Here is a 23962-nt window from a genome sequence, read left to right as displayed (position 1 = left end):
TCATTTATTGAAACATATGTGAAGTTTGTGCTATAATATTAGTTCCTGTTTCAAATTTTAAGAAAGGAAATTTCCCCATTATACCGGCTACAATGCTTGAAGGAGGAGTTGTTGTAAGTCTATTATATTCTAATACATGATCATTATAAGTGGATATATATTTTTTTTCATCTTCTATTATAGGACGCATTTCATTTAAAGCTGCTATATAGTTTTGATTTGTCCTTAAAACAGGGTAATTCCTTGCTGTATAATTAATTTTATTTATATTCTCTGTTATTCTTGCCTGTATATACTGATATTCCTGAAATGTTAATGGCTTTTCTATCAAAGTAGAATCAGCTTCTATTGATTTTATTCTTTCTATATAATTACTTAAAGAATGCAAAACATATACATCTATTTTTGGTATTACAGATACCGCATTATAATAATTTTCTGAAGCTATATTTTTTTTATAATAAGTATCTAATATAGAGTCCAATGATTCTCTGGATAATTTTTCTTCTGATAAAATAGATTCTTTTATAGAAGTGGTAGAAACTATCATAAATATGCTGATAGCTATTATATTCACTATAATAAATATTACTGCTACCGCAGAACCTCTCATATATTTTACATCTCCATTTTTATTGTTTAATTATTTATCATTTAAGTGGAAATTATATATTATATGTCTTATTAATTCAAATTCATTTATGTGATAAATTATCATTTGAAAAGCAATATTTTACCTTGACTTTTTTACTTTATATATATAAAATTATTCAAAAAAAATATGAAATATTTTACATATAGTATTTTTATGTAAAAATTAGGAGTTTTTCTTATGTTAAAGAATAATATTTTCAAAATAATTATAGCTTTATCAGCGGTTTTATTTATATTTATAGGCTGTAAAAAACAAGCTGATAAAAATAAATTATATATTGGAACTAATGCTGAATTTGAACCTTTTGAATATAGAGATGGAGACAAAATTGTTGGTTTTGATGTAGATTTAATTAATGAAATAGCAAAGATTATTGGAAAAGATATTGAGTTTGTAGATATGGCTTTTGACGGACTTCTTCCTGCTTTACAAGCTAAAAAAATAGATGTAATTATTGCTGGTATGACAGCAACTGAAGATAGAAAGCAATTTGTTAATTTTTCAGATCCTTATTATGAATCTAAACAAACTATATTAGTTCATAGAGATAATAAAGATATTATTGGCTTTGATAGTTTACAAGGTAAAAATGTTGGTGTTGTATTAGGTTATACTGGTGATTTAACTGTAAGCGAGATGTCTAATGTAAATGTTCAGAGATATGGTGCTACATCAGAGGCTGTAATAGCTTTGAAAAGCCAAAAAGTAGATGCTGTAGTTTTAGATTCTGAACCTGCTAAACAATATTTTGATAAAAATGATGATTTAAAATTAGTTATTAACCTTACAGATTCAGTAAGTAGTGAAGAGTATGCTATTGCTATGAGAAAAGAAGATACTGAACTGCTTGCTCAGATAAATGAAGCTTTGCAAACTATTAAAGATAATGGCACTTATGATGCTTTAATAAGCAAGTATTTTGGGGAATAATATATATTTTATATCTTCTTCTTATTTTCTCGTTTTTTTATGAGATTATAAGAAGAGGATATATTTTTTATAAGGGTTTATATATATGCTTGAATATTTAGAACTTCTAAAGTTAATATTCATATCAAATGAGAGATACATCTATATTATAAAAGGATTATTATTTTCTGTAGGAACAACAGCATGCTCTACTATAATAGGTGTTATACTAGGTATATTAGTGGCATTGCTTCAGCTTTCCGAATTTTATCCGTTCAAAAACTCTAAAAAGTTCAAAGATTTCAATCCTTTATCAAAATTGGCATTCTGGTATGTAAATATTTTAAGAGGAACTCCTGTTGTAGTACAGCTCATGATATGGGCTAATGTTATTTTTGTTGATAGTTTAAGAGATACTCCTATACTTATTATAGCTGCAATTGCTTTTGGAATAAACTCTGGTGCTTATGTTGCTGAAATTATAAGGGCAGGAATACAAAGTTTGGATAAAGGACAAATGGAAGCGGCAAGGGCTTTAGGTATGAATTATTCTATGTCTATGAAAGAGATTATAATACCTCAGGCTATCAAAAAAATACTTCCTCCTCTTGTAAGCGAGTTTATAGCATTGCTTAAAGAAACTTCTGTTGTTGGATTTATAGGCGGTGTTGATTTGCTTAGATCTGCAAATATCATCACAAGCCAAACATATAGAGGAGTTGAGCCTTTAATTGCTGTGGGGATAATATATTTTATACTTACTTCTGTATTTGCTATGATCATGAAGAGAGTAGAGGAGGGTTTGAGAGAAAGTGATTAAGGTAAGAAATTTACATAAACAATTCGGAAAATTAGAAGTTCTTAAAGGTATAGATGTTGATATTGCAAAAGGCGAAATTATTGCTGTAATAGGACCTTCAGGAAGCGGTAAATCAACATTTTTAAGATGCCTAAACAGACTTGAAGAACCTTCTCAAGGTGATATTATAATAAAAGGCAAAAATATCATGGATAAGGATACTGATATTAATGTTATAAGGCAGGAACTTGGAATGGTATTTCAGCATTTCAATTTATTTCCTCATAAAACTGTTATGGAAAATATCACTTTAGCCCCTATGAAAGTAAAAAAAATTTCAAAAGAAAATGCTGAGAAAAAGGCCATAGAACTTCTTAATAAAGTAGGGTTAGTAGATAAAAAAGATGTTTATCCAAGCAAACTTTCCGGAGGACAGAAACAGAGAATAGCTATAGCTAGGGCTTTGGCTATGGAGCCTGATATTATGCTTTTTGATGAGCCTACTTCTGCATTGGATCCTGAAATGATTAAAGAGGTTTTAGATGTTATGATAGAGCTTGCAAGAGAAGGCATGACTATGATAATTGTTACTCATGAAATGGGTTTTGCTAAGAATGTTGCTACTAGAATACTTTTTATGAATGATGGAAAGATACTTGAAGATGAGAAGCCTAATGAGTTCTTCTCTAATCCTAAACATGACAGAGTTAGAGAATTCTTGTATAAAGTATTGAATCATTAATTTTTTATTATTGCTAGTGATAAATTTATTATTACTAATAAAAATTGTTCGCTCGCTAAAGGCTATGTCAAGTAAACTTGCAAGAGGCTCACAATTTTTATTTTAAATATTTTTAGCTGACAACTAAAGTTATCAGCTTCTCGTTTATCGCTTTAAAAAATTAATATATCATTAATAATTATTTTATCATATAATAGTTTTATATGTTTTAACCTTAAATTAGTAAAATAAAAAATAATTTTTATCATCAATAATAATAAAAGTTTTTTATATTTAAATAACGTATATTTTTAAGGAAACAAATAATGGTTTATGAAATATTTTCTAACAAACTTTCAATAGGAATCATATCTTATGTTGTATTTATAATATCAGCAAGCACTCATGAATATTCTCATGCAAGGACTGCATTTATGTTCGGTGATAGAACTGCTATGAGGCTTGGAAGACTCACTCTCAATCCTTTAGCACATATTGATATATTGGGAAGTGTGATTCTTCCTATACTTGCTGCAGTTACAGGTATTCCAGTTATAGGATGGATGAAAGCTGTTCCTGTTAATCCTAATAACTTTAATAATTTTGAAAGAGATCAGGCTTTAGTATCATTTGCAGGTCCTTTTGCTAATCTTATGATAGCAACTGTATCATTTATCATAATGAAAATATTAACATTTACAGTTGATGGTACTTTTATAATATATAAAATAATGATGTTTTTACAGAATAATAATAATGGCTTCTCAAATTTTCTGCTTAATGCTTTGCCTATAGTTTTAACAATGTTATTTATGTTTTATATGATTAATATAATGCTTATGTTCTTTAATTTACTTCCTTTTCCTCCATTAGATGGGGGTTGGATATTGAGATTTTTCTTATCCCCAAAGGGCAAAGATACCTATGATAGAATATATCCTTATGGATTTTTAATACTTTATGCATTGCTTTTCTTTGGTATATTAAGAACAATATTAGCATTTATACAAACTATATCTCAGCATTTACTAGGAAAGAGTATTAATATTATATTTTCTATATGATATTTTTTATTTATTTAAACTCCACCAACCGCCTTTAGGAGTATAGAACATATATTCTATAGCAAAATTAAATGTTGATGTATTAGGGGCATTACCAAAACCATATACTGTTTTCTGATATGATACTGTCATATACAAGAAGTCTGATATTGTGGCTTTAAATTTAACGAATATATCTAAATAAGAAAGGCTTGACTGTTTTGTATATGGGAATATATAATTAACACCTGTATATAAAGTGATAAAAGGAGATGTTATGATCTCTAGTCCTCCAGATATCTCGCCTGTATTAAGAATATCTTTTAATAGATTATCCCTAGTATCAAAAGTATAGCAAAAGAAGAAATTAAGAGGTATTACTTTAGGAATTCCTGCTAACATTATAGTAGTGTATATATTGAAAGGATCTTTGATGTCAGAATATATATGAGTATTTTTCATAAAACTGTAGCTTAATCCTACTTTAACACCTATAGATAAATACCAATCTAAAAGTGTAGCTTTCATAGTGGCATTAATAGAATCAAAATTAAATTCATCAATCATATTTGTAGCACTTGTTATATCGTTTCTCCAATCCTGCCTTTGATACGTGAAGCTTGTTGATATACCTAATTCTAAATATTTAATAGGTCTTACTTTAAAATAGGGCATAAATGTGAAATATAAATCTCTTCTGCTTATATTTGGATTATTAGGATCTAATGTTTGTAATTTTCCGTTTTGAAACCAGCTATTATATTCAGAAAATATTCCTCCTATACCTACAGAAAACATCTTATTTTTTTCTATAAGCGGAGTTACATCGAAATCAAAATCGTTTCTTCTTGCAAAAGATATTTGCGAAAAACAGAATAATATAAAAAATATAAAGTATATAATTGATAATCTATTTTTCATAATATTAGTTAATAATTATTTTTTCAATAATAAATCAATATTTTTTTCTATATTGTATCTGTATCTTAAATCTGTAACTAATATTTGATATTTTTGCTGAGTTTTAGCTTCTATTACTAAACTAGCTAATGCTTTTTGAGCATCTGCATAAGGCAGAGAATCTATATTATACATTTTACCATATCTTTCATAAGCTAAATTAATTTCTTCTTCTGTAGGAGTAGGTATAGTTGATCTTATAGTTTTATCTATATAGTGTGATGTAACAGCACTTCTAGTCAAGAAATTTTCTATAGATTTAGCTTGAGTAGTTTCATAGAATCCTTCTTTTTTAGCTTCATACATCATAATTTCTCTAGCTACAAAAGCTTTGAACATTCCTTCTTTAGCCTGAAGTTTTAAAGCGGCTGGGATATTTGCTCCTGCCTGTTTTATAGATTCATTAAACATATCATTAAATTCTGATAAAGGTACAGTTTCTTCTCCTATGGTAACGCAAGGATCTGTATCCATAGAATATTTTACATTATATTTAGTTTTTCCTGTTTCTATGATTTTATCATATTCATTTCTCATACGCTCTTGAAGAATTGTTGTTTCTATTTCCATAGCAACCTGCTCATATCTTACATTAGGACCTACAGCAGCTCTTATTCTTGATATATTGTCATTGAAAAATTTTCTTTTTTCGGCATCTGTTACCACAGCGAAAGTGTCAGATACTTTACTTTGCATATAGATTTGTGATAATTGATTATCTCTTTCTTTAGATATTAACTTTAATACCTCTTCATCTTTATCGTATCCTTCTTCAACAGCTTTCAAATATACAACTTCCTGTTCTATAATCTGAGAAGCAAACTGCCATAATTGAAAATCATTAGTAAGTAGAGCATTAACAGCTTCTTCCGGAGCTCCTCTTAAAACTGTAAGATTAGATATTTCAGATAGGCACTCTTCAACAGTTATAAGTTTTTTTATATTTCCTTCGCCGTCTCTTATTCTAATTACCCAATTGGTATCCTGTGAATATAAGAAAGTAGAAAATAAAACTATGCAAAAAATTGAAAAAAATATTCTTTTTATCATAACAAAACAATTCCTAAATTATAAATCAAAAATCATCATTTTCTGTGAAATCATCTCTTTTTCTATTTTTGCCAGTAAATAAGGCAAATATAGATTTGAATATATTAATAATGCTAAAATTATTAGATATATCTGTAGTTATAGAACTGAAATTATTAATACTATTAGTTAAACTGTTAAAAGAATCATGTATACTATCTAATGTTACTTTAACTTTATTGGCTTCATCATTTACTGTATCGGCAATACTTCCTATTTTTTCACTAATAGATTCGATATTTTCAAGTATTCTATCGAACCTATTAGTAAATCTAAAATAACCTGCAAGTAAAACAAAAAATATAGCTAATACCAATATCAATATAGAAATAGCTATGAAAGCTAAAGATATAGCTATAACATTAATTTGAAATGTAATATCTTGCATATTAATTATTATTCTTCAACAGTTTCTTCAGAAGTTTTTTTCTTTCTTTTTTCAAAGAAATCATTAGTTCTTTCTTTTCCTTTTTCAACTAACTCTGAAGTTTTTAATACACTTCTATGGTAAATATCATCTACTTTATATTTGATATTGTCCATAGTTTCTTTGATATCTTCTCTTGTTTCTTCACCTGCTTTTGGAGCAAATAGTACACCCAATGCTAAACCAGCTGATAAGCCTAGTAAAAATGAAAACATACCTGATACTTCTTTAGACATAATAATATCCTCCTAGTTATATAACTTAACTTTAATATTAAATTTAATTTACATTTTTGTCAACTAATCAAAAATGTATTTATGATATAAAAACTGTAAATAAACCAATAAGTAATATTGTTTTTTTGTATAAAAAGCATTAATATGTATGATAGTTTTTGTAAAATTATTATTAGTTAATTTTATATGAGTATATAGCAACAATAGGAGTTATTATGGAATTAAAAGTATTAAATAAGCAAAACAATTCAAGAATGTGTTTAGTATGCGGATTTAAAAATGATTTAAGTTTGAAAGCTGAATTTTATGAATTAGAAGATAAATCATTATGTGCTTTGGTAACTTTCAAAGATGTTCACCAAGGTTATCCTTCAAGAGTTCATGGCGGTATACTTGCAGCCATTTTAGATGAAACTATAGGAAGAGCTATGATGCCTTATACTGGCGAAGATAAATGGGGTGTTACTATGACACTTACAACAAAATATAAAAGACCTGTACCTATTAATGAAGAAATTAGAATAATAGGAAAAATCACTTCAGGAGACGGAAGAATTTTTGAAGGCGAAGGTTATATACTTCTTAATGATGATAAAGTGGCAGTAACAGCTAAAGGTACATATATATGCATGAGTCTTGAAAAAATAGCTGAAATGGATCCTAATAATGAAGAAGATTGGGCGGTAGAGAAAAAAGAAACTGACCCTACAACAATAAATATACCTTAATAAACTTTTATTTAATAAAAAATTATTCCCAAATACTATAATAAACTTTTTTATTAAACAGCTTAAATATGAGTAAAAAATTTGTTATGTCATATAGCGGAGGAAAAGACAGCACTTTGGCATTATACAAAATGATTAAAGACGGATATATTCCTCAGTATATAATGACCACTATAAATGAAGAAGATAAACATTCATGGTTTCATGGAATATCTAAAGAATTATTTGATGAAGTAAGTAAATGTTTAGATATTCCTCATATTGCTATCAATACCACACATTATACTTATAGAGTAAATTTTATAGAAGAATTAAAAAAAGTCAAAGAAGAAGGAATTAATATTTGTGCTTTTGGAGATATAGATATTCAAATGCATAGAGATTGGGCTGAAAATTTATGTAAGGAATCAGGTTTTGAATCAAAGTTTCCTTTATGGCATCAGTCAAGAATATCATTAGCGAGAGAATTTGTTAATGCCGGTTTTAAAGCTAAAATAAAAATAATTGATACATCAAAACTTGATAAAAAATATTTAGGTATTGATTTTACTAATGAACTTATTGATGAATTTATATCGATTGGAATAGACCCTGCAGGAGAATCTGGAGAGTTTCATACATTTGTATATGACGGCCCTATATTTAAAAAGCCTCTTGATATCAAACTATCAGAAATACATGATTTTGAAAATCATTCAAGTATCAATATTTATATAAATATTAGCACTATTTAAAAATTATTATATAATTAAACATTTAATATTATATAATTAAGTATATTCTTTATATAAAATATTGATTTTACTATAATATGTTATATACTAAAAAATTATATATAAAATTATTTTTTACATAAATATGTATGATTATGAAGCCTAAAGTAATTATAAAAAAAATAATACATATTAATGATCAGGATAAAGCATTAAAATCAATAGTTTTCAATAGAAAAGTTGTTGTAAAGAAAAAAATTATTATAAATAATAAGGATAATGATATTATGTCTAACAATATATATCTAAGATATAGTGATGAAGAAAAAGATAGAGGCAGACTTAATTCCAGCATAAAAGAATTAGAGAAAAATTTTCCTGATATTTTTCAAGATATAGAAGATAATAATGAAAAATTAAGCTTGTTATTGAGAGAGTGTTTTATAGAAAATTATAATAATACTTGTTATTTTACAAATGCATCTCATACATATATAGATAAAAAAGGTGCGGAAAGAGAATCAAGAAAATTATATTTAAGACCTCAAAAGACAAGATTTTTGGAAGACAATATCAGTGATGATTTAACTTTATCTTTTAGAGGATATATAAGGGAAGGATTTTTTGTTATAAATGAAATATCAATCATCGGTAATTATGAAGGATGCAAAGAATTTGAAACAGAAATAACTGTTACGCCTTATCATACCAATATACCTTCAGGATACAGAAAAGAATGTTTAAATGAATTAATAAATACTACAGAATCTATAAGAGAACATTTAAATACTAATCTTGAAAACTGGGAAGGATATTTAAATTGGAGAGAAGAGCTTGTAAAGATAAGATTGGTTGGTATAAAATATTTTAATTACTATTATAATGAGGAAAAACAGCTTATAGTATTTCAATTAGCTGCTCCGTCAAAGGCTGATTTTGATAAAATAAGAAGATATTTCAGAAGGGAAAGCGTAAAAGTATTTGATAATAAGTATTCTACAAATAGATGGGTATTTCGTTTTAATGAAAGAAACAGAAGCGGAAAAAATGCTGTTAGTTTGGGCAAGTTCTCTATGATAATAAAAGAAATGAATTCTAAACCTTCTGAAAAAGAAGTAGAAGAATTAACAAAGCAACTAGAAAATAAAAAAGAAAAGGAAGAGATTTTGTAATACTTGAAGATTTTAAAGAAGATATAGAGTCAATTTCAGATAATCCTTATTTTATAGAAATGGCTTTTGAATTAGATGAAGATACTTTAGATGATATAAAAGACAGAGATTTATCAAAAGAAGAAATAAAACAGTATGTAGAAGAAAATATATTTAAATATTTCAATGATGATGGTTTTATAGCATTATCTGCTGTAGGGGATTTTGCTTTAATAAGAAGACTTAGAGAGTCAATAGCAAGTTTAAAGAGAGATGAAGGATATTGTCCTAATCTTCCTTTATGGTTATTCGATATAAGCAAGGCAGAAATACCAAATATTGATGATATAAAAATAGATAAATGGCTTAATAAAGGAATAGAAAATAACAGAGAACAAAATATAGCTGTAAGAAAAATGCTTGCTACTAAAGATGTTTGTTTAATACAGGGCCCTCCGGGTACAGGTAAAACTACAGTTATAGCTGAGGCAATATATCAATTTGCTTTAAGAGGAGAAAGAGTATTAATAGCTTCTCAAACCAATTTAGCTGTTGATAATGCTTTAGAAAGATTAGCAAAAGAACCTATTATAAGGGCTATAAGACTTAATGCCCAAAAAAGTACAGAAGATATTGAACATATGACTGAAAATAAAGTATTAAGTTTCTTTTTCAGTAATATATCTGATAAATTAAAAAATGAGTATTTAAATAATTGGGAAGCAAGCGAAAAAATCGTAAATAATTTGGATTTATACTTGAGAGATATTAATCAGTATTTATCAAGAATAGATCAGTATACAAGTAAATTAAGTAATTTAAAAGAAGAAAAACATAACTTAAGTAATGAGATAAGTAATTTAAATGAAGAGATTAATAATATAAAAAATAAAAATAATGATTTAAATATAATAAAAAATCAAATTAACATTTTTACTAAATTGATAAAAGAAAATAAAGAAAATAATGATGTTGAATTTGTACTTCCTAAAGATTATATTAATTTAATATTAAACAATATAAATGATAAACTTCATTCTCTAGAAAAGATTAAAATTGATACTATTAATCTTAATATAGATAATATGTCAGAAGATATACTTACAAAAGGATTAAAAGGTATTTATAAAAATATTAATTACTTTAATAATATGAAGAAGGATATAGAATCTTCCGGTAATACTAAAAACTCTCCTGAAGTACTTCTTTTAGAAAATAGAATAAATGAAATAAGAGATAAAATGAATGATCCTGATATATCTGATGATGATTATGATAAACTTTCAAAAGAATTTAGGAAGCTTAAAAAAGAGAGAGCAGAATTAAAAATTAATAGTTTTGAATTAAAAGAAACTTATAAAGCATTATTAGATGAAAGTATAATAAATGAATATAACAATTCTAATAATACTAATATTATAAAAGAATGTATAAATAAAAATATTTCAAAAATAGATGAAATAGAAAAAGTATTTGATAATATAGAAGAATATTCTAATACTTATAAAAATTCATTGAAAGCAGAAGATACAAAAGAATTAGAAAGTCAGTTAAGAACAGCTGAGGGCAGAATAAGAACTATAGATGAAGATGAATATAATTTAATAAATAGTATAAATGAAGATAAGAAAAAAATAAGAAATATTAAACAAGAAACAAATATTCCAGATGAAACTCCTAATAATGAAATTTATAATGTTTTATCTTCAAAAAGAGATGAAGCTAAAAAAATTTTAGAAAATCAAAAAGATTTTAGAAATAAATTTGGTTCTTTCATAAAAGATTTTAATGAAAGATTAGAAAAAATAGATATCAATTATGAAAATGAATATTTTAAAGATACATATATAAATTCATGCAATGTAGTTGGTATGTCATGCACTGAAAATACTAAAACATTGGAAGATAAAGGCTTTAATGCATTTGATGTTGTTATAATAGATGAGGTTAGTAAAGCAACACCTCCTGAATTATTAATGCCTATGCTTAGAGGGAAAAAAGTAATACTTGTAGGCGACCATAGACAGCTTCCTCCTCTTTTCGGAGAGTATGAAAAATCATATAAAGAAATTATTGATACAATAGAAGATACAGATGAAAATAAACAGGTGAAAAGTATTCTTACAGAAGAAAACTTTAATAAATACGAAAATATGGTAACTTCTTCAATATTTAAAACTTATTTTGAACAAGCACCTAATGAGATAAAGCATTCATTATTAACTCAGTTCAGAATGCATAGCCATATTATGGAAATAATAAATAGATTCTATGAAAACAGATTAAAAGCAGGTGTACCAAAAGATAAAGAAGATACAGTTAAAGACCATCAATTGGAAATAAAAAGAACAAACAGACTTTCATTTATTAAAAGAGATAGACATGCTTATTGGATAGATTCTTCCGAAATAAAATTATCCCAAAATAAAAAAGCCTCTATATATGAATCAACTACTCAGACAAGCACATCTATTCATAATGTACTTGAAGCACATATAGTTATGGAATTATTAAAGCAAATAGCAGTAGCATATAAGAAATTAAATTTAGAAAAAAAGGTTCAAGTTGGTGTGATAAGTTTATATCAATTGCAGGTTAATAAACTAAGAGCAATGTTAAAAAATGAGAGAAGAAAATTTGATTTTTCTGCTATAAACATAGATATTAACACCGTTGACAGATTCCAAGGTAAAGAAAAAGAAATAGTAATAGTAATTTTGGTAAGAAATCCTCAAACAGGAAAATCAAAATCTAAACATATTACTGCTTTTGAAAGGGTAAATGTTGCTTTTTCAAGGGCTCAAAACGCTTTAATAATAGTAGGAGCAAAAAATCTATATGAAAAATTAAATGTTGAACTTCCTAATATGGATAGAGAAGGAATAACAAAAAGAAAAGTATATAAAGAAATACTTGATTATTTATATAGAAATGCCTGTGTTTTTGAAAGCGATACTGTAGTAGATTATAAAAAAGCGGATGTAATACTAAACGAATATAATAATAGTTCTAAAAAATAATAAAAGATAATAGCAGATAATAAAGGAAATAATTTATGAAAGAAATATCATCAATATCTTTTTCTAAACCTTATATAAAATATAATTCTATTGTATATCATTTTACATCAAGAAAATCCACTACTATAGAATGGGTTATATTAGAATTAATAAATAGATACCATAATGACAATGAATACAATTCTATATCCATTAAAACAATACTTGAGAATATGCTTTTTATACCAGATTCTGATATTTTGGTATTACCATCTCTTATTGAATTGATTAATTTAAATGCCATAGAAAGTGATTTGTATATAGATGAAAATACATCTTTAAGCAGTATTTCATTATCTCAAATAAGGCTTACAGATTCAGGAAAAGAACTTCAGGCAAAAGGATTAATACCTGGAAAAGAAGCAGATGACAGTGTGGATTTTATTTATGATATAAGTGAAAATCAATTTGATTTATATGATGATAAACTTAAATTTGATAATTTTCCCAAAGGTATAAAATTGGCAGATGATGATTCAGAAGAAAATGATGACTACTATGAAGACGATGATTATGACTATGAAGAAGATGATGATGATTGGGATAATGACGATGATGACGACGACGATGATATATTTGATTTTAATAGAGCAAAATCTATATTAGAAGAATTAAAAAATAAAAATAAATTTTCCTGGCTTCAGCCTACTTCAGAAATAAGAGATATTGACAGAGGCCGTTATTTTTATCTTTGGAAAAATTTTAATGACAGAATATATTTACTTGAAGATGGTAAAGTAGAATTAAGAGATAGAAAAAATAATGATGATTTTAATAAATTATTGATAGAAAATATAGATAGTGTAGAAACATTACAAAACAATTATGATGATGATTTAGACTTATATGATTTTAATTATAATAATTTCTCTAAAATACTTAATATATATGAAACTTCAAAAATTGATGAAAAATTAAAAAATATATTAGGTAGTAAAGATTTTGTTATAGTAAATAAAAAATTATATCAAGATGAAATAAAATCTAATTCTAATCTTTTATTGGTATGCGGAAATGATAATTTTTCTATAGATATAAAAGATAAAAAAATGACATTATATATTGAAGATGATATGATATTAGAAAATTGTATTGCATTAAACAAAGATAAAACTAATGCATGCATATCAAATTTCAGAGTTCATAATGATTTTGGAGAGGGAATTATTAGTTTAGGATATTCTGTTTTATATCAGAATGATTTTAATGAAATTGCTTCAGAGTTAATAAATAAATACAAAATAAAAGATGCAAGAATATTATTAATATCTCTCATTATTGGAGGCATTGAAGCATTTAGAAATAATGTTTTAGACTTATTTAATTATATAGAAAAAATTGATGATGCTCTAAACTTTATGAATGATATTATTTATAATGCTAAACAATTAAGATTAGATAATAATCAGTCTGTAAATATTATCAATCATATACTTTCAAATAATCAAAAAGTTAATGATGTAAAAACTATAAACTTATTGATATCATATTTGATGCCTATAGTTAATAGTAAAATATTAGATAATAATGCAATTTCAAAATTATATTTAAGCATTATAAAAAAGAATAATATAAAGTCTATAGATTATAATGATTTGAATGCTTTATTTGATTATTTAAAACATATAAAAGCAGAAATTAAAGATCTTGACAGCGTATCTAAAAACTTATATCAGAATGCATTTATAGATATGATGAAAAAATATATGTCTAATACAGAATACAGATTTGAAGAGTATTCATCTATAGAAAAATCTATTAATAGTTTTGCTAATAATATAAAAAGCATAGAAGAAAGTTTAAAATTAAAACAAGGAGATATTTATAATAATATATCAGCTTCATCTTTAAGCCCTAAAATAATAGAATATTACAAAACTTCTAAAGATAAGGATAAAATACTTAATAATTTAAATAATATAGATAAAATATTAAAAGATATCTCATCAAGACTTGAAGTCACTAAAGAAGACTTCAAAAATAATGGTATTATTAATTCAGCATTAGAAGGCATAAAGTCAGCAGTTTATAAACTCAATGATAAATCAATAAATAATTTCAGTAAAGTTTATGCAGTTGATACAAATGTACTTATGAATGAGCCAAAAATATTTGAATATATAGACAGCAAAACTCTTTTGGTAATACCTCTTACAGTTATAGAAGAATTAGATAAATTAAAAACAAATGAAGATGAAGATATAAAATTCAAAGCTAGAGAAGCTATAAGAAATATAGAAGATAATAATAATAAAGCAAACATAAGAAAAGAAGATTATGATAACAGTATATTGCCTAAAGATTTTGATAAAAATAAAAATGATAATAAAATATTAGCTACTGCAATGAAGTTTTTAGCTAAAGATGCTGTTCTTATAACAGATGATAATAATTTAAAAGTTAAAGCGGATTCTCAAAATATAAAATACATTTCTTTGGAAGATTTCAAAAAGAATAATTCTAATAAGAAAGATGTAAGTCAAAAATATAATAATAAAAAGAATGAGAATAAAAAAAATAATAGTAAAAAATAAGGGGGAATTATGAGTCATCATGATAGCTATTATTATGAATTAGAAAGAAAAAGGCAGGAGCAATTAGCAAGACAAAATGCTCAAAGAGATGTAATGAATGCTATTGCAAGACATAGAGATTCTATACAAAATATTATTAATGAAGGTCTTGATAAATATGTATCTATACAAAATATAAAAGGGGAAATTCAAAATATAGAAAGAATTGTTAATACAGATCCTTTTGCAGCAAGAAATTTAAGTTATCAATTATCTTCTGATATAAATTATTTGAGAAATGAGGCATTGAATAGAAAAAGAGAAGAAGAAAGAATAATAAAAGAACAAAAAAATAAAAATAAACAGGCAGTTTTAGATTATTTTAATAAGACTATAAGTGCTATAAACGATATTATTCTAATTGATTTTGCTAGAGATAAATTTGACATGTTTAGAAATGAGTTATTAAATGATGAAGGTGTTACAGATAAAGAAATGAGTGTTCACAGTAAAAATATAGAAAGCAGAATAAAAAGCATTATAGATGAAGCTAATGCCAATGCAGGCGAATGGAGAGCAAAAAAAGAAAAAGAGAGAGAAAAAAGAGTACTGCAGACAAAAATAGAAGATATTGAAGATAATCTAAAAAAAGAAAATATAGAAAGCAAGGAGAATATTGAAAAAAGAGATAAATTATTAAAACAGATAGAAACTGCTAAAGAGTCTTTGAATAATTCTTCAGATAATATTGAGAATGTAGTAAAAGATGTTGAAATAATAGATAAAGAAACAGATGATATACGAATAACAGAAGAAGTGAGAAAAGAGGTAGTAAAATCTATAATAAAATCATTAAAAGGAAGTGAGTTTGAAGTTTCAGCTCCTGAACTTATAAAAGATGATAACGGAGGAATAGTAAGAATAATAGCTAAAAAACCTTCTGGAAAAAGAGCTGTATGTAAGGTTGGACTTAATGGAAAATTGGAATATATTTTTGATAATTATGAAGGTTTGACTTGCGTTAAGGATATAGATAAATTTAATAAAGATTTGGAAGAAATTTATTCTATAAAATTATCTGATAAAAAAGTATTATGGGAAAACCCTGACAAAATATCTAAAGGTGCCATAGATATTGATAAGCATAATGAAAGAACATTATAAGGAGTTTTATTTATGGAAGAGAGAAAAATTGATTTATGGATTGAAAGATTCATAAGAGATTCTAAATTAAAAGGTTCTATTATTTTAAGCGGAAATTCTTCTGATATAATAAGAAATAGAAAAACTGGAAAATATGAATATATTTCAAATTATATTATTAAAATTTTGAATGAAGACAGTAAATTTAATAATGTGATAAAATGGGATAGAGTTGATGGAATTGATTATGATGTTTCAAAGATTTCTAATTTAACATTTGGAGAAGAAAAAGCAAATCAAGCTCCAAGCAATGCTTATGATTTAGGCGATGATGATTTAACAGATAATAACAATAATAATAAAGGTCCAAAATACAAAGATATTAATGAGTTTTTTAATTATGTGCTTCAGCAAATAAAATCAAAATCAAATAACCGTATATGTTTTATTATAGATTATTCTGATTATATATTTGGTGCTAATGCTTCTCTATCAGAAAATGAAAGAAATTGGCTTTCTATAATAGGAAAGGCTTTAAGAGAATCTATGAATTATGATATGTTTGATAATGATTTTAAAGAACAAAAAAGATCAATAATCATAATTACAAATAAACTCTCAACAATACCTTCATCATATTATTTAAATAATCCTGATGTAAGCTGCATTAATATACCAACTCCGGCAAGACCTGAAAGAGAAAATTTTATATTAAATAATGAAAGTTTAATAAATTTAGATCCGCCATTAGATGAAAACAGAAGAAATGATTTTATAGATTCTTTGGAAGGATTTAAACTTAAAGATATAGCACAAATAATGAAGCTTTCAATGCAATTGGATACTAAATTAAGTGCTGATAAAATAATTAATTTATATAAATATGGTGAGAAAAAAAGCTCTTGGGAAGATTTAAGTAAAAGTAAATTAGCTACCATAGAAAAAACTTTAGCTTTAAGAGTAAAGGGGCAAGATGAAGCAATAGAAAAAGTAAAAGATGTAATAATAAGGGCATTTACAGGTTTTTCTGGAATACAGCATTCTTCAAAACAAAGAAAGCCTAAAGGCGTATTATTTTTTGTAGGGCCTACTGGTGTTGGTAAAACAGAATTAGCAAAATCTTTAGCGGAATTTTTATTTGGAGATGAAACTGCTTGTATAAGATTTGATATGTCAGAGTTTAACCATGAACATAGCGATCAAAGACTTGTAGGAGCTCCTCCGGGATATGTAGGTTATGAGGAAGGCGGACAGCTTACTAATGCCATAAAAGAAAAACCTTTCTGCGTACTTTTATTTGATGAAATAGAAAAAGCACATGGAAGGATACTTGATAAATTCTTACAAATACTTGAAGACGGAAGATTAACAGACGGTAAAGGTGAAACAATGTCTTTCTCTGAATCTGTTATAATATTTACTTCTAATATAGGGGCAAGTGAAATAAATTACACTGCAGATAAAGAACAAGTATATCAGCAGTTTTTAGAGCATGTAAAAAGACATTTTGTTGAAGAGTTAAAAAGACCGGAGCTTTTAAATAGGGTTGGAGATAATATTGTACCTTTTAATTTTATAGATAGTACTGATTTCCTTAATAATATAGCTAAAGGAAAATTCAAATCTATAGAAACGTTTATAAGAGAAAAATATAAAGCTCAAATTAAATTTGAAAATGAAGAGAATGCATATTCAGCAATATCAAAAACTGTTGATATAAAAAATGGTGGGCGTGGTGTTTTGAATGTTCTTGAAAGTAAAATAATTAATCCTCTTTCAAATTTTGTATTTGAAAATATAGATTCGCTTCAGGGAAGAACAATAAAAATAGTACAGCTTAATCCTAAAAGGGCAGATTTTGAATTTGAATTAGAATAAATTATTATGTTTTTGAATATTAATAGTATAAGAGAATGTACTGAATCTGAAGGCATAGGTAAAAGATTTGCTATATGGACTCAAGGCTGCATGAAGCGATGCCAAAATTGCTGCAACACTCATATGCAGCCTATAATAAAAAAGCATATAGTAAATTGCGATGATATTATAAAACAAATACAATACAGTAAAACAAATTATAATATAGAGGGCATTACTTTACTTGGAGGAGAGCCTATACTGCAGTCTAAAGGTTTATCATATATTGCAAAATGGTGCAGAGAAAATGATTTATCTGTAATACTTTTCAGCGGATATACTTTAGAAGAAATTAATACTTCAAACTTTGACGGAGCTTTAGAATTATTAAAATACACTGATGTTTTAATAGATGGTGAATATGTAGATGATCTTTATGATGAAGAGAGAGGTTTTATAGGTTCAAGCAATCAGAAAATATGTTTTTTTACTGATGTTTATACTCAGAAAGATTTTGATAATTATAAGGGATATGTTTCAATTGAATTTATTATAGATAATAATAAACTTCAAATTAATGGATGACCTTCTGAGTTTAAATAACATGCTATGCTTCAAGTATACACATATTTACAAATTATATAGTTTTTGTATAATATTTCATTATTATTCTATCTAAAATAGATATAAAGAAAAAATTATAAAAAGCAGAAAGTATGAAAATAAATGAATTAGTATCTATATTAGTTCCTGTATACAATATAGAAAAAACAATAGAAAAAAATATAAATATACTTATAGAAAAAGTTTCTCCTTTTTTTATGAACTTTGAAATAATTATTTCTGATGACGGAAGTAGTGATAATTCAAAAGAAGAAATAAAAAAAATATGTACTAATTTTCAAAATAATAATACAAATAAAAATTTAAAAAATATAATAGGTATTTATGCAAGAGAAAATCAAGGCAAGGGACATGCTTTAAAAAGAGCATGCGAAATGTCAAGCGGAGAATATATAATATTTTGTGATGGGGATATGGAAATAGATCCTTCCCAATTAGAAAATTTCTTTGTGATTATGCAAAAAGAAAATGCTGATGTTGTTATAGGTTCTAAGAGACATAAAGATTCTGTAGTTAATTATTCTAATATAAGAAAATTAATATCTTTTATATATTTTATGTTTGTGAAGATATTTTTTCATCTTCCTATACAGGATACCCAAACAGGATTAAAACTTTTCAAAAGAGATGCTATTATAAATATTTTTCCTAGAATATTAGTTAAGGCTTTTGCTTATGATTTGGAAGTGTTGGTAGCATGCAATTCTAATGGTAAAAAAATAGTATCTGCTCCTGTTATAGTTAATCCTAATAGGCATTTTGGATTTATTAGATTTCCTATTCTTTGGAGAACATTCATTGATACATTAGCCATATTTTATAGGCTTAATATTGTTCATTTTTATAAAGATTTATTTTGCGAGTTAAAAGAAAAACCGCTTGTAAGTATTATAATACCTTTAAAAAAAATCAATGATTATATAAAAGAAGAAACAGAATATTTACTTGAACAGATATATACAAATTTTGAAGTGATAATACTTCCAGACAAATATACAGAAGATGAAATAAATATAGAGTTATTTAAAGACAGCAGAATAAGAATAATAGAAACAGGAGAACTTCCTCCTGCAATAAAAAGAGCTATAGGAGTAAAAAAATCTAATGGTAATATATTAGCATTTTTAGATGATGATACATATCCTGAAAAAGATTGGCTTTTAAATGCATTGAGGGCTATGGAAAGCTCAAAAGTTTCTGCTTTGGGTGGTCCTGCTATTAATACACCTAAGGACAATTTTTCAAAACAGATAAGCGGACTTATTTACAGTTCTACACTTATGAGCGGAAAGCATAAGGCTAGATATATACCTGATAAAGTTCAGTATGTTAATGATTATCCTAGCTGCAATTTTATCATTACAAGGGAGCTTTATGATAGGGTAGGGGGCTTTGACAGTGAGTATTGGCCTGGTGAAGATACCATACTTTGCAATAATATTATGAAAGAAAATGAAAAAATATTATATACTCCAGAAGCATTAGTTTATCATCATAGAAGGGATTTATTTTTTGGGCATTTTAAACAATTAAAAGGTTATGCTTGGCATAGGGGATATTTTGTTAAAAGATTTGGAGGAAATTCTTTAAGTTTATCGTACTTCATTCCTTCAATATTTTTGCTTTATACTATTTTTGTACCTTTTGCTTTATATTTTAATTTACCACAAGTTTTAAATACTTATATTCCAGCTATTAATAAAAATATATTTTTAGCTTTATTATTTCCTCATAGTTTTTATGCATTATGTTTGCTTGGAAGCTGGGTTAGTACATTATCTCCTATAAAGGGTTTTTGTAAGGCTGTAGGTATATTTTTATCACATCTTACTTATGGTGTATTTTTTATAAAAGGTTTTATAACAGGATTTATAAAAAAATAAAATTAGAATTCTATAAAAGATAATTCCATTTTTCTTATAATACTATTTATTGCTTTGATTTTTTCATCATTGTCTATATCTGATATTTGATAAGACTCTGGATTTGATTTTATCATTTCCAATAATTCAAAATAGTAAACAAATAAATTTTCACTCATCATATCATCTAATACAATATCATCTTTCAATAATTCATTTATTTTCAAAGCATTATCGAATAATATTTGATGATCTATATTTTCCATTAAGTTATTTAATTCTTCACAATTAGCCATATCTTTACATCCATTTATAAAAATTATACATAATTAATAGTATATTTAAATAAAATGCAAAGTCAATATTTTTTTATTTTATTAAACAAAATATATTGTCATACTAACAAAAAACAAATAGCTATTTATAAAATGCAATTATTATTAATATTTCTATATTTTGTTAATGATATTTACCAATATTGATTTTTTATCGCACGCAGAATGAAGCAAAGAATATATATTGATTTATAATTCAAATTTTATTATATTTTTAATTTTTTTTAATCGTGCGTTTAAATAGTTAAAAATTTATTTAACGCTTGGGCGGGTGCTATAATTTCTAATTAAACTATAAAGATAACTAATATTAAAATTTAAAAATTAATTATAAAGAAGAAGGGGCGGGGTATGTAATAAAATTTTAAAACTTTAATTACATTTGCCCACCCTTTAGGCTTACGGTTTGTTTTTGATATTTTTGTATTATTTTTCTTTTTTGCTTTAACTGTTATTTTAGCTGCCCACCCAAGTTTTTTTAAAATTTGAGATATATTTACCGCACGAAGAATTAAATTATGAATATATAATTATTAAATTAATAGAATTTTATTTATATATAAAGCGTATTAACCGTGCGTTATAATTTTTCAATTAAGAACTTATAATAAAAAAAGCCGAGAGCTATAAAAACTCTCAGCCTTTTATATGCGGTAATTATAGATTTTATCTTACACTCTTATCATAAGGAATACCTGATGCCTTAGGAGCCTGTGAATTTTTAGAAGTAAATGCAAGTACTATTATAGTTGTTATATAAGGAATCATTTTGTATATATTGTTAGATATAGGAAGACTTGCAAGTATAGGTATTCCAGAATAAGCAGAAGCTAATGTTTTCATAAGTCCGAAGAAGAAAGCAGCATAAAGTATCTTCATAGGCTTCCATTGTCCGAATATTAATACTGCTAAAGCTAAGAATCCGTAACCTGCAACGGTAGCATTAAAGTTTGTAGAAGTAGGAATAACAAATACTAGTCCTCCTAAACCTCCTAATGCTCCTGATATGGCAACTCCAATATAACGCATCTTATAAACATTAATACCAACAGAATCTGCAGCCTGAGGATGCTCTCCGCAGCTTCTTAATCTAAGCCCGAATCTAGTTTTATAAAGAACAAACCAAGATAAAGCTAATATTATGAATCCTATATATGTTGTTATGTATGTGTTTTTGAAGAATAATCCTCCTATTATAGGAATGCTTCCAAGTATAGGTACAGATTCTATCCTAAAATTATTAACAAAACTTATTTGCTGAACTGTTTGAATAGCTCTTGTAACATATATAGCAAAAGCTGGAGCAAATATATTTAAAGCAGTACCGCTTATAACTTGATCTGCACTCATACTAATAGCAGCATAAGCATGAAGAAGAGAAAATATAAGACCGGATAAAGCAGATATAATCATAGCCAAAAATAATGTAATCATAGGAGGGAAATTAGCACCTAATCTGCTTATAAAAAATATTCCTGCAAAAGCTCCGATTATCATTATGCCTTCAAGTGCAATATTAACTACCCCACTTCTTTCAGAGAACATTCCGCCTAATGCTACAAGTAAAAGCGGAATAGAAAAAAACATTGTCTGCTGTACTAAAAAATAAATTGTTTCCATTAAAAAAATCTCCTTTTATATTTTCTATTCTTTACTCATTAGCATTCTTTTCTTCTTTTTTGATTAGCTTTTTAGATATAAATCCAACAATAGATTTGAAAAGCAAAGCAAAAGCACTGAAATATATTATAGACGATATAATCATCTCTATAATTTCAGGAGTAAAATCATATATCTGCATATAAAAACCGCCCACAGTAATATGAGCAATGAAAAGTCCGGCAATTAATATTCCTATAGGGTGAGAAAGCCCAAGCAAGGCAATAGGTATTCCCATAAAGCCTTCTTCTGCAAGTATATCAACTACTTCTATATGCTTTCCAACACCAGAAAGATATAAAAGACCGCCGCCAAGTCCTGCTAAAGCTCCTGCTATAACCATAGAAAGAACTATATTTCTTTTTTCGTTGATGCCGGCATATTTACTTGCATCTTTATTGAGTCCGCATGCTTTAAGCTCGAAACCGAATGTAGTTTTAGAAAGAATTATATATACTATTACTACTACTATAATAGCAATAAAGAATCCTCCGTTAGCACTTGAACCTCTGAATATAACATTAAGCCCCATAGTAGGAATCATAGAGGAAGGAGGTATATTTTGCGACTGATTTTTAAGCATATCATAAACTGTAAGCGTAACAAGATAATTAACTAAATACATACCAATATAATTCATCATAATGCTTGAAATAACTTCATTAACATTGAAATGAGCCTTTAAAAAACCCGGTAAATAAGCCCAAAGTCCTCCGGCTATAAAAGAAACTATTAAAGCTACAAACCAATGCAGAGCAGGCGGAAGAAATGTGCATTTTACTGCTACTAATACAGCAGCATAAGCCCCTACTATAAATTGTCCGGGAGCTCCTATATTAAAAAGCCCGTTTTTAAAAGCGAATCCAACTGAAAGTCCTGTGAGTATTAAAGGTGTGGCGGTATATATAACCTGTCCCATTCCTCTAGAGCCTCCAGAAAATCCTCCTGAAAGTATTGTCATAAAAGCGGGGAAAGCATCATGAACATTACTTATAAGAAGTATTATAAGACCCAGAAGTAAGCCTATAATAATAGCGAGAAAAGAAGAAAATATATTAACAAATCCTTCTTTCTCTAAAATACCAGCCAATTTTTTTTTGAAATCCATTAAGCACTCCTTTTATAACAATACATTATTAATAATTTTATCTAGTATTTTTTATAAAAACTTGTTCGCTGTTGCTCACACATTTTTTATTTTTTATTTATCTATAAAAAAATTATTCGCTTTTAGGCTATTTCAAGTAAACTTAAAATAGGCTCATAATTTTTTTATTTCTTATATCCTTTATAAAAAATTTGTTCGTTAATAGGCCCTGCCATTCTATCGAATGTCAGGCACTCGCAAATTTTTTATTTCTTATTTTATCTATAAAAAAATTATTTGCTTTTAGGCTATTTTAAGTAAACTTAAAATAGGCTCATAATTTTTTTATTTCTTATATCCTTTATAAAAAATTTGTTCGTTAATAGGCCCTG

The 23962-nt window shown here is 26.3% G+C and carries 21 protein-coding genes; 13 read left to right on the top strand and 8 right to left on the bottom strand.

All coding sequences use genetic code 11. From position 1 onward, the window contains the following. Positions 1 to 4 precede the first annotated feature (4 nt). A complete protein-coding gene (locus tag Q0K19_RS05975) occupies positions 5 to 613 on the bottom strand; it encodes a LemA family protein (protein ID WP_297246299.1) in 609 nt (202 codons plus the stop codon). Positions 614 to 832: 219 nt separating this feature from the next. Between Q0K19_RS05975 and Q0K19_RS05970 the strand changes: the two genes are divergently transcribed. From Q0K19_RS05970 to Q0K19_RS05955, 4 genes are all read left to right on the top strand, one after another. Continuing rightward, positions 833 to 1585: a basic amino acid ABC transporter substrate-binding protein gene (locus Q0K19_RS05970; RefSeq protein ID WP_297246297.1), complete on the top strand. Its 753-nt coding sequence runs from the start codon at positions 833 to 835 to the stop codon at positions 1583 to 1585. 85 nt (positions 1586 to 1670) lie between these two features. Continuing rightward, positions 1671 to 2384 carry an amino acid ABC transporter permease gene (locus Q0K19_RS05965; RefSeq protein ID WP_048595589.1) on the top strand — a complete coding sequence of 238 codons (714 nt, stop codon included), beginning with the start codon at positions 1671 to 1673 and terminating at the stop codon, positions 2382 to 2384. Further along, a complete protein-coding gene (locus Q0K19_RS05960) occupies positions 2377 to 3105 on the top strand; it encodes an amino acid ABC transporter ATP-binding protein (protein ID WP_041177155.1) in 729 nt (242 codons plus the stop codon). The genes Q0K19_RS05965 and Q0K19_RS05960 overlap by 8 nt, the downstream gene beginning before the upstream one ends. Positions 3106 to 3410: 305 nt before the next feature. Beyond that, the gene (locus Q0K19_RS05955) at positions 3411 to 4148 is read left to right on the top strand and encodes a site-2 protease family protein (RefSeq protein ID WP_297246293.1); all 738 of its coding nucleotides are present in this window, start codon (positions 3411 to 3413) and stop codon (positions 4146 to 4148) included. A gap of 6 nt (positions 4149 to 4154) precedes the next feature. Here the strand turns inward: Q0K19_RS05955 and Q0K19_RS05950 are convergent, their stop codons facing one another. The 4 genes from Q0K19_RS05950 to Q0K19_RS05935 are packed head-to-tail and all read right to left on the bottom strand — an operon-like array spanning position 4155 to position 6839. Beyond that, entirely contained in the window at positions 4155 to 5048 is an 894-nt protein-coding gene (locus Q0K19_RS05950; protein ID WP_297246291.1) for a hypothetical protein, read from the bottom strand. Between the two features lie 15 nt (positions 5049 to 5063). Beyond that, a complete protein-coding gene (locus Q0K19_RS05945) occupies positions 5064 to 6137 on the bottom strand; it encodes a peptidylprolyl isomerase (protein WP_297246289.1) in 1074 nt (357 codons plus the stop codon). Between the two features lie 25 nt (positions 6138 to 6162). Beyond that, positions 6163 to 6564: a DUF948 domain-containing protein gene (locus Q0K19_RS05940; RefSeq protein WP_297246287.1), complete on the bottom strand. Its 402-nt coding sequence runs from the start codon at positions 6562 to 6564 to the stop codon at positions 6163 to 6165. Positions 6565 to 6572: 8 nt separating this feature from the next. After that, a complete protein-coding gene (locus tag Q0K19_RS05935) occupies positions 6573 to 6839 on the bottom strand; it encodes a YtxH domain-containing protein (protein ID WP_014486774.1) in 267 nt (88 codons plus the stop codon). Between the two features lie 215 nt (positions 6840 to 7054). Between Q0K19_RS05935 and Q0K19_RS05930 the strand changes: the two genes are divergently transcribed. The 9 genes from Q0K19_RS05930 (at position 7055) to Q0K19_RS05890 (ending at position 20510) form a co-directional block, all read left to right on the top strand. Further along, positions 7055 to 7567, top strand: coding sequence for a PaaI family thioesterase (locus Q0K19_RS05930; protein ID WP_297246285.1), 513 nt, complete (start codon positions 7055 to 7057; stop codon positions 7565 to 7567). Positions 7568 to 7635: 68 nt separating this feature from the next. Beyond that, a complete protein-coding gene (locus tag Q0K19_RS05925; RefSeq protein WP_297246283.1) occupies positions 7636 to 8301 on the top strand; it encodes a diphthine--ammonia ligase in 666 nt (221 codons plus the stop codon). Between the two features lie 134 nt (positions 8302 to 8435). After that, positions 8436 to 9452 carry a hypothetical protein gene (locus Q0K19_RS05920; protein ID WP_297246281.1) on the top strand — a complete coding sequence of 339 codons (1017 nt, stop codon included), beginning with the start codon at positions 8436 to 8438 and terminating at the stop codon, positions 9450 to 9452. 59 nt (positions 9453 to 9511) lie between these two features. Beyond that, on the top strand, positions 9512 to 12451 hold the full coding sequence (locus Q0K19_RS05915) for an AAA domain-containing protein (protein WP_297246279.1): 2940 nt from the start codon (positions 9512 to 9514) through the stop codon (positions 12449 to 12451). Between the two features lie 35 nt (positions 12452 to 12486). Then, the gene (locus Q0K19_RS05910) at positions 12487 to 15024 is read left to right on the top strand and encodes a PIN domain-containing protein (RefSeq protein ID WP_297246277.1); all 2538 of its coding nucleotides are present in this window, start codon (positions 12487 to 12489) and stop codon (positions 15022 to 15024) included. A gap of 9 nt (positions 15025 to 15033) precedes the next feature. Next, complete coding sequence (locus Q0K19_RS05905) at positions 15034 to 16167, top strand: hypothetical protein (RefSeq protein ID WP_297246275.1); 1134 nt, start codon at positions 15034 to 15036, stop codon at positions 16165 to 16167. Positions 16168 to 16179: 12 nt separating this feature from the next. Then, on the top strand, positions 16180 to 18024 hold the full coding sequence (locus Q0K19_RS05900; RefSeq protein ID WP_297246273.1) for an AAA family ATPase: 1845 nt from the start codon (positions 16180 to 16182) through the stop codon (positions 18022 to 18024). A gap of 6 nt (positions 18025 to 18030) precedes the next feature. Further along, complete coding sequence (locus Q0K19_RS05895) at positions 18031 to 18588, top strand: 4Fe-4S single cluster domain-containing protein (protein ID WP_297246271.1); 558 nt, start codon at positions 18031 to 18033, stop codon at positions 18586 to 18588. Positions 18589 to 18719: 131 nt separating this feature from the next. After that, on the top strand, positions 18720 to 20510 hold the full coding sequence (locus tag Q0K19_RS05890) for a glycosyltransferase (protein WP_297246269.1): 1791 nt from the start codon (positions 18720 to 18722) through the stop codon (positions 20508 to 20510). A gap of 2 nt (positions 20511 to 20512) precedes the next feature. On the opposite strand, the gene Q0K19_RS05885 is transcribed toward Q0K19_RS05890, so the two are convergent. From Q0K19_RS05885 to Q0K19_RS05875, 3 genes are all read right to left on the bottom strand, one after another. Then, entirely contained in the window at positions 20513 to 20785 is a 273-nt protein-coding gene (locus Q0K19_RS05885; protein ID WP_297246267.1) for a hypothetical protein, read from the bottom strand. Between the two features lie 705 nt (positions 20786 to 21490). After that, positions 21491 to 22444, bottom strand: a complete 954-nt coding sequence (locus tag Q0K19_RS05880; protein WP_047117241.1) for an ABC transporter permease — start codon at positions 22442 to 22444, stop codon at positions 21491 to 21493. 31 nt (positions 22445 to 22475) lie between these two features. Continuing rightward, the gene (locus Q0K19_RS05875; RefSeq protein WP_297246264.1) at positions 22476 to 23591 is read right to left on the bottom strand and encodes an ABC transporter permease; all 1116 of its coding nucleotides are present in this window, start codon (positions 23589 to 23591) and stop codon (positions 22476 to 22478) included. Positions 23592 to 23962 lie beyond the last annotated feature (371 nt).

Source organism: uncultured Brachyspira sp., from assembly GCF_944393015.1.
Classification (GTDB): domain Bacteria; phylum Spirochaetota; class Brachyspiria; order Brachyspirales; family Brachyspiraceae; genus Brachyspira.
The sequence above is the reverse complement of the archived record's forward strand: the minus strand, read 5'-3'. Positions and strand labels throughout refer to the sequence as shown.

What these genes read in the sequence shown, in the direction of transcription:
- Q0K19_RS05950 (WP_297246291.1), bottom strand. Translation starts at nt 5,048, where the DNA reads ATGAAAAATAGATTATCAATTATATACTTTATATTTTTTATATTATTC.
- Q0K19_RS05925 (WP_297246283.1), top strand. Translation starts at nt 7,636, where the DNA reads ATGAGTAAAAAATTTGTTATGTCATATAGCGGAGGAAAAGACAGCACT.
- Q0K19_RS05965 (WP_048595589.1), top strand. Translation starts at nt 1,671, where the DNA reads ATGCTTGAATATTTAGAACTTCTAAAGTTAATATTCATATCAAATGAG.
- Q0K19_RS05940 (WP_297246287.1), bottom strand. Translation starts at nt 6,564, where the DNA reads ATGCAAGATATTACATTTCAAATTAATGTTATAGCTATATCTTTAGCT.
- Q0K19_RS05885 (WP_297246267.1), bottom strand. Translation starts at nt 20,785, where the DNA reads ATGGCTAATTGTGAAGAATTAAATAACTTAATGGAAAATATAGATCAT.
- Q0K19_RS05910 (WP_297246277.1), top strand. Translation starts at nt 12,487, where the DNA reads ATGAAAGAAATATCATCAATATCTTTTTCTAAACCTTATATAAAATAT.
- Q0K19_RS05945 (WP_297246289.1), bottom strand. Translation starts at nt 6,137, where the DNA reads ATGATAAAAAGAATATTTTTTTCAATTTTTTGCATAGTTTTATTTTCT.
- Q0K19_RS05890 (WP_297246269.1), top strand. Translation starts at nt 18,720, where the DNA reads ATGAAAATAAATGAATTAGTATCTATATTAGTTCCTGTATACAATATA.
- Q0K19_RS05880 (WP_047117241.1), bottom strand. Translation starts at nt 22,444, where the DNA reads ATGGAAACAATTTATTTTTTAGTACAGCAGACAATGTTTTTTTCTATT.
- Q0K19_RS05900 (WP_297246273.1), top strand. Translation starts at nt 16,180, where the DNA reads ATGGAAGAGAGAAAAATTGATTTATGGATTGAAAGATTCATAAGAGAT.
- Q0K19_RS05930 (WP_297246285.1), top strand. Translation starts at nt 7,055, where the DNA reads ATGGAATTAAAAGTATTAAATAAGCAAAACAATTCAAGAATGTGTTTA.
- Q0K19_RS05895 (WP_297246271.1), top strand. Translation starts at nt 18,031, where the DNA reads ATGTTTTTGAATATTAATAGTATAAGAGAATGTACTGAATCTGAAGGC.
- Q0K19_RS05875 (WP_297246264.1), bottom strand. Translation starts at nt 23,591, where the DNA reads ATGGATTTCAAAAAAAAATTGGCTGGTATTTTAGAGAAAGAAGGATTT.
- Q0K19_RS05970 (WP_297246297.1), top strand. Translation starts at nt 833, where the DNA reads ATGTTAAAGAATAATATTTTCAAAATAATTATAGCTTTATCAGCGGTT.
- Q0K19_RS05920 (WP_297246281.1), top strand. Translation starts at nt 8,436, where the DNA reads ATGAAGCCTAAAGTAATTATAAAAAAAATAATACATATTAATGATCAG.
- Q0K19_RS05935 (WP_014486774.1), bottom strand. Translation starts at nt 6,839, where the DNA reads ATGTCTAAAGAAGTATCAGGTATGTTTTCATTTTTACTAGGCTTATCA.
- Q0K19_RS05975 (WP_297246299.1), bottom strand. Translation starts at nt 613, where the DNA reads ATGAGAGGTTCTGCGGTAGCAGTAATATTTATTATAGTGAATATAATA.
- Q0K19_RS05915 (WP_297246279.1), top strand. Translation starts at nt 9,512, where the DNA reads ATGGCTTTTGAATTAGATGAAGATACTTTAGATGATATAAAAGACAGA.
- Q0K19_RS05905 (WP_297246275.1), top strand. Translation starts at nt 15,034, where the DNA reads ATGAGTCATCATGATAGCTATTATTATGAATTAGAAAGAAAAAGGCAG.
- Q0K19_RS05955 (WP_297246293.1), top strand. Translation starts at nt 3,411, where the DNA reads ATGGTTTATGAAATATTTTCTAACAAACTTTCAATAGGAATCATATCT.